The organism is uncultured Bifidobacterium sp. (assembly GCF_963540075.1).
Classification (GTDB): domain Bacteria; phylum Actinomycetota; class Actinomycetes; order Actinomycetales; family Bifidobacteriaceae; genus Bifidobacterium.
In genome coordinates, this window is sequence record NZ_CAUTOG010000070.1 from 1 (window position 1) to 4,941 (window position 4,941).

A 4,941-nucleotide genomic window follows, 5' to 3' on the forward strand; every position below is an offset into this window, starting at 1 on the left:
GAGCCCTCGGCGCGGGGACGCACGACGATGGAGTCGATGTCGACGGTGTCGGGCTGGTCGAGAGCCCAGCGCACACAGTCGGCGATGTTCGCGGCAGTCAGAGGGTCCGGCACGCCCTCATAGACGCCGGCCGCGCGTGCGGCATCACCTCCGAAGCGCTTGAGGGAGAACTCCTCGGTGTGCACGAGTCCAGGCGAGATGTCGATGACGCGCAGAGGCTGGCCGATCTGCTCAAGCCTGAGCACCCTGGCCATGACCCGCTCGGCGAATTTCGAGGCGCAGTATCCCGCTCCCCCCTCGTAGGGCTCGATGCCCGCCGTGGAGGAGATGACGAGCACCGTTCCACCCCCGGGAGCCTGCTTCAGAGCCGGAAGCAGCTTCTGGGTGATGCGCAGGGTTCCCAGCACGTTCAGCTCATACATCCCTCGCCAGTCATCCAGACTGGCCGTGGCCACGGGGTCCTTCCCGATGGCGCCCCCGGCGCAGTTGACCAGCGCCTTGACCCCACCTTCGGCAAGAATCGCCTCCACCGCAGCCTGCGTGGATTCCTCGTTCGTGACGTCGCAGACCCGATAGGTGCAGGCGTCGCCCAGCTCGTCGGACAGCTCCTTCAGCCTCCTCTCACGACGGGCGAGCGCCACGACCGTCCATCCGCCGGCGACAAGCGCCCGAATCGTGGCGGCGCCTATTCCGCTGGAGGCCCCCGTCACGACCGCTCTGCGGGCGGTGCCGAGCGACCTCTGCGCTCCCTGTTCCGAATCCCTCATGTCAGCACTCCTTCCTGCCCTGCCGGACGGCGAACCAGACGCACCGACCGGCCATTCCCATCCTCACCCATTCACGCCGGAAGCCCCGCCGAAGATCCGCGGTTTCGCTACCGGCTCCACGGCCGCCTGCGCGACGCATCGTTCTGCCCCGACCAGCAAACGTCAGCATCCGGCCGCGGTCAGCGCCCTGTCGAGCATATCCACACCGTCCGCCGCCTCGTCGGGCGTGATCACGCAGGGCGGGGTGACGTGGATGCGGTTGGCGTGAACGCCGAGGACGACGCCGAGACCATTCCCCTCCGTGACGATGCGTGTCATCGTCACATCATCCAACGGCTCCCGGGAGGCACGGTCGGCGACCATCTCCACGGCCCAGAAGACGCCCTTGCCCCGGACCTCTCCGATGTGCGGATGCCTCTCCATCAGAGCCGTCAGCTTCGGTCCCAGAACCTTCTCGCCGACCTCGTGGGCGTTGTCGACGACATGCTCGCTCTCCATGGCCTCCTGCGTGGCGACGATGGCGCCCATGGCCAGAGGATGCCCGGAATAGGTCAGGCCGCCGGGGAACACGACATCGTCGAAATGCGCCGCGACGGGGTCGGACATGATGACCCCTCCGGCGGGGACGTACCCGGAATTGCATCCCTTGGCGAAGGTGATGATGTCCGGCACATAGTCGTAGTCGTCGAGGGCGAACCAGAAGCCGGTGCGGCCGAATCCGGTCATCACCTCGTCGGTGATCATGAGGATGCCGTACTTGCGGGTGATCTCCCGGACGCCCGTGAAGTAGTCCTTCGGAGGGATGAGGATGCCCGCCGTGCCGGGGATGGACTCCAGCAGGACGGCGGCGATGGTGTCCGGCCCCTCGAACCGAATGACATGCTCGAGATGCCGCAGGGCCCGCTCGCATTCCTCCTCCTGGGTGGTGGCGGAGAACTCCGAGCGGTACAGGTACGGCGTGAAGAAATGAACATGGCCACGGGCGTAGTCGTTGGGCTTGCGACGCCAGTCCCCGGTGGCGCTGATGGCCGCACCGGTGTTGCCGTGGTAGCTGCGGTAGGAGGAGAGGATCTTGTCACGTCCGGTGACGAGTCTGGCGGCCCGCATGGCGTTCTCGTTGGCATCGGCGCCCGCGTTGGTGAAGAAGACCTTCTCAAAGCCCTTCGGGGCGCGGCGGGCGACGAGTGATGCGGCCCGGCCACGGGCGAGATTCGCGTAGTCCGGACCGATGGTGCACAGCAGCTCGGCCTGCTTCCTGATGCCTTCGACGACCGCAGGATGCTGGTATCCGATGTTCACGTTCACCTGCTGGCTCGTCAGGTCGAGCAGCTCGCGTCCGTCGGCGAAACGCAGCCAGGCGCCGTGCCCCGTCACGACCTCGACGGGATGCAGGTTCCGCTGCGCATGCCATGAATGGAAGACATGGCGGCGATCAAGCGCGACCGCATCGTCCCACACCGACTCGTCCGAGGAGCAATCATGGCCCATGGGGGTCTCCCTTCGCTGTGATGGCCGTCTGCCATCGTGATCCCATCCGGGGCCGCAGCCGCCGGTCGACTGCCATTCTCAGTTCTGGACATTTCCGGAATCCCCCGGACATTTCAGTTTCATGGCGGATTCCCTGACGAAACGAAAGATGAAACAAAGGTTATCTATATCTGAACTTTATTCGGATTTATTCGACTTCGCCGGTGGCCCCATCCGATTCGTCAATGCGTCAGCCGAGGCCACGCAAGCGCGAACCACATGACGACGAGCGATGACGCGGAGAGGGCGGAGCATATGAGGCAACCGCGAACGCCGGCGAGCGGGACGGTCGGAGCAGGAGGCGACGCCGGCGCCAGTGAGGTCGCCTCCGTTCTCGTCCCGCGAATCTCCAAAGACGCGGGAACGCCCATGCCCGAACGGATCATCACCGCGGTCACCACCATGGCATCCTCCGAAACCCTACGGATCGGGCAGCGTCTGCCTGCCGTACGGGACCTCGCCGCGCTGCTCTCGGTAAGCCCGTCCACGGTCTCAACCGCCTACCACGCCCTCGCCAGATCCGGCGTCGTGTCGACTCGTGGGCGGTCAGGCACCGTCATCCTGCCACAGACGCCCGCAGCATCAGGCCCGGCATCGGCGGCCGAGAGGGCGTCTCATGCCATGGCCGACACGGGACCGGTGGTCGACCTCTCCCGAGGGACGCCCGATCCCACCCTGCTGCCGGACATCCGTCCCTTCATGATCAGGCTCGGCCACCGCAAGGCCTTCGTGAACTCATACAACGGCCCGACCATCCTTCCGCTGCTGGAAGCAGTGCTGAGAAGGACGTGGCCCTACGACCCCGAGGCCATGACGATGGTTTCCGGCGCCGGCGACGGGCTTTCGCTATGCGTCGACTCCTTCGTGCGGCCGGGCGACATCGTTATCACGGAGACGCCGACGTACCCGCCGCTTCTTGAGCTCATCAGGCGCGCGGGGGCCATCACCCTCGGCATCCCCATGGATTCCGCCGGGATGCTTCCCGAACGTCTCGCCGCGACCATGGAGCGGCTGTCGACATCACGGGGCATGCTCTCGCACCATCCGGTGCGGCTGATCCTCCTCCAGCCAAGAGCACAGAACCCCACGGGAGCGAGCATGGACCGCGACCGCATCAAATCCCTCGCCGCCGTCGTCCGCGCGCGGAACGACATGCTGAAGGGCCAGGAGAAAGGCAGCGGGATGGTCATCGTCGAGGACGACCACAGCGGGGACATCTCATCGGCCTTCCCCGTCTCCCTTGGCGAGTTTCTCCCAGACGACGTGATCCATATCCGCAGCTTCTCGAAATCCTATGGCCCCGATCTGCGGCTCGCCGCCCTCTCGGGTCCACGGCGGCTCGTGGACGCCATCATCGACAGGCGTCGTCCCGGAGCCGGATGGGTGAGCCGGTTCCTTCAGGAGATCCTCCACGACATGCTGTCGGATGGGCGGATCTACGCCACGATAACGACAGCCCGCCGCGCCTACGCCCGCCGGCGCGGGACGATGGAGCGTCTGCTCGACGAAAGGGGAATCCGGATTGCACCCGGGGACGGGTTCAACATCTGGCTTCCCAGTCATGACCCGATGGCGGTCCAGGAGCTGAGCAGACGCAGAATACGCGTCGCCGAGGGGTCGTTCTTTCTGCCGGACGTCGAAGGGCCGTCCTCCCCCGATCGGGACGACCCCGTGCGTCTGTGTTCGGGAGGCGATAGGGGCGGGTTCCGTCTCACCGTCACCCCTGAGGCCGTGGCGCATGGAAACGTGGCGGACGCGGTGGCGGAGGTCCTGGTCCCGCAACAGGAGCCTGATTCCGGCGGCACAGAAAACCAAGACGCAGCTCCCGCCACGGCCGGCTCCACCGTGCAGCCCACGGTCAGGAGACCAGGGGAGCATGCCTGTTGATGTCGTGGCGCAGCTCCCGCCATTCGGGAATCCACCCGTCCATCAGCCTCTGGAAACTCGGTCCGTGGCCACGTTCGAGCAGATGCGTCAGCTCATGGACGAGAACGTACCGGACGAGACGATCCTCCATCAGACCAAGCTGAAGATTGAGACGGATCCGCCCCGTCGCCGGCGTGCAGGACCCCCAGCGCGTCGTCATCTCCCGAAACGTGATGTCGGTGGGCGTGCGCCCAATGATGGGGACCCACGTCCCCAGCAATCCGGGAAGACGGGTCTCCAGCGACCCACGGGCTCTCCCACGCAGCTCCGGCGTCCACCGATGACGCCCGGACTCCTCAGATCCGCCGAAGACCTCCCGGACATGCCGTCGCCTGAGGTCGATCCAGGAGGCGCGGGTGTGCACGAAACGTTCGACGGCCTCATCGGGCATGCCAAGGGGCGCGGACACACGAACCTCACCGGACGGGGCATCGACCCGCAGATACATGCCACGAATCGGCTTGCGAGTGATCTTCACGCGCAATCCGTCCACGACGAGGACTTCACGGGAAACGGCAGCGGAGGGATGATGGACCCGATGTCGAGGCATACTCCCATTCTGCCCCCGCCCGCCTCTGGAGGGCTGTTGACGACACGCAGAAAGCGCGTTGACAGAACGATAACCGGTGGTATCCTGTCTTTTTGTGCGCTTTACGGCGCGCGAGCGGGCCCGTAGCTCAGGTGGTTAGAGCGCATCCCTGATAAGGATGAGGTCGGAGGT

At 65.8% G+C, this 4,941-nt stretch carries 4 protein-coding genes; 1 reads left to right on the forward strand and 3 read right to left on the reverse strand.

Features of this window, described 5'->3' with window-relative positions; translation table 11 throughout:
• Both RWX87_RS06485 and RWX87_RS06490 read right to left on the reverse strand, forming a co-directional pair.
• A partial coding sequence (locus RWX87_RS06485) for an SDR family oxidoreductase (protein WP_314688764.1) occupies nt 1-767 on the reverse strand: 767 nt, incomplete at its 3' end.
• 162 nt (nt 768-929) lie between these two features.
• Nucleotides 930-2,255: an aminotransferase class III-fold pyridoxal phosphate-dependent enzyme gene (locus RWX87_RS06490; RefSeq protein WP_314688766.1), complete on the reverse strand. Its 1,326-nt coding sequence runs from the start codon at nt 2,253-2,255 to the stop codon at nt 930-932.
• Nucleotides 2,256-2,663: 408 nt separating this feature from the next.
• Here RWX87_RS06490 and RWX87_RS06495 point away from each other — a divergent pair, with 408 nt between their 5' ends.
• Complete coding sequence (locus RWX87_RS06495; protein WP_314688767.1) at nt 2,664-4,181, forward strand: aminotransferase class I/II-fold pyridoxal phosphate-dependent enzyme; 1,518 nt, start codon at nt 2,664-2,666, stop codon at nt 4,179-4,181.
• Here the strand turns inward: RWX87_RS06495 and RWX87_RS06500 are convergent.
• Complete coding sequence (locus RWX87_RS06500; RefSeq protein ID WP_399552333.1) at nt 4,153-4,770, reverse strand: M48 family metallopeptidase; 618 nt, start codon at nt 4,768-4,770, stop codon at nt 4,153-4,155. The genes RWX87_RS06495 and RWX87_RS06500 overlap by 29 nt on opposite strands.
• Nucleotides 4,771-4,941: the final 171 nt, after the last annotated feature.

What these genes read in the sequence shown, in the direction of transcription:
- RWX87_RS06500 (WP_399552333.1), bottom strand. Translation starts at nt 4,770, where the DNA reads ATGCCTCGACATCGGGTCCATCATCCCTCCGCTGCCGTTTCCCGTGAA.
- RWX87_RS06490 (WP_314688766.1), bottom strand. Translation starts at nt 2,255, where the DNA reads ATGGGCCATGATTGCTCCTCGGACGAGTCGGTGTGGGACGATGCGGTC.
- RWX87_RS06495 (WP_314688767.1), top strand. Translation starts at nt 2,664, where the DNA reads ATGCCCGAACGGATCATCACCGCGGTCACCACCATGGCATCCTCCGAA.